The organism is Bartonella queenslandensis AUST/NH15, assembly GCF_000312585.1.
Lineage (GTDB): Bacteria > Pseudomonadota > Alphaproteobacteria > Rhizobiales > Rhizobiaceae > Bartonella > Bartonella queenslandensis_A.
In genome coordinates this window covers 254,016-255,368 of sequence record NZ_HE998003.1, presented here as the reverse complement: position 1 = coordinate 255,368, position 1,353 = coordinate 254,016, and the positions used below count along the sequence as shown (strand labels likewise).

General features: G+C 35.2%; 1 pseudogene. It reads left to right on the top strand.

Features of this window, described 5'->3' with window-relative positions:
* Nucleotides 1-417: 417 nt before the first annotated feature.
* Nucleotides 418-1,353 (top strand): annotated as a pseudogene (locus BN338_RS12125) (type ISP restriction/modification enzyme); the annotation flags it as partial.

Here is a 1,353-nt window from a genome sequence, read left to right as displayed (position 1 = left end):
CAATACTTATAAAATCTAAGAGAAAGGTATAGACTGTCCTGTATATACCTGCTTTGGTCGTGCAAACCATATCAGTCCCCCCCGCTTTTGAAGATTTTACAATGACACTATAAAATGACAATCATACGCACTATACGCTTCTTAATTTTAAGGTGCTGGATATGATATCATTTCGAGGATAAAGTAAAGCCTCTTATTCACAGAATATATCTGATTTATTGGAACTGTTACATATTTGAAACAACAAAAAATACTCCATTATTGTCGCCTGATAAGAAGCCAAAAAGAAAAAACACGACAAGAGTATAAAAATAGATTTAAGAAGCATCTCTCTACATATCTTACTGAAACTATAACAAAAAACAATACATTTTATGACGTTTACGGTTTACTTCATTCAGAAGATTACCGCATTTTCAAAGCCTATATCGTCCTTTTACAAAACAGTGGCTTTATTATAATCGTGCCTTCAATGATAGAATTTCTCAAATGCCTAGAATATTCCCGATAGAACGAGCAGTTGAAAATAAAGTCATACAAATTACAGGTACTGGAACTCAATCGGGTTTTTCTGTACTCATGACGAATACTTTACCTAATTTGCATACAATAGATACTGGTCAATGTTTTCCAAGGTACTTTTATGAAGAAGCTATGGATTCAAAAGATAAACATAAAAAGCAGTCTCATTTATTCGAAAGCTCTATAGAGAAAGATGAAACGGTTGATTTACAACGGCGTGATGCCATTACTGATGAAGGGTTAGAACATTTTAAAGCCGCTTATCCTCATGAGACTATCACTAAAGATGATCTCTTCTATTATGTTTATGGTTTACTTCATTCAAAAGACTACCGTGTTCGTTATGCTGATAATCTCTCTAAAGAACTGCCTCGTATTCCTTATGTAAAGAGTGCTGATGATTTTTGGAAGTTTGTGACAGCAGGGCGTGAACTGGGTCATTTGCACGTGAATTATGAAGATATAGAGCCTTATCCTGTGAACTTTAAAAAGGGTAATCCAAAACTAACAGACATCTCTAATCCAGAAAAATTCTATTATGTGACTGAAATGAAATTCGCAAAAGCAGGTAAAGAGAAAGATAAATCCACCGTTTTTTACAATAGCAATATTACCATGACAGATATACCTCTTGAAGCATATGAGTATATCGTCAATGGCAAGCCCGCTCTTGAATGGGTTATGGGGCGTCAATGTGTTAAGACTGATAAAAAGAGCGGTATTGTGAATGATGCCAATCGTTATGCCGTTGAAACGGTTGGAAATCCTGCCTACCCTCTAGAGTTGTTTCAACGGGTTATTACTGTAAGCTTAGAAACCATGAAAATCGTG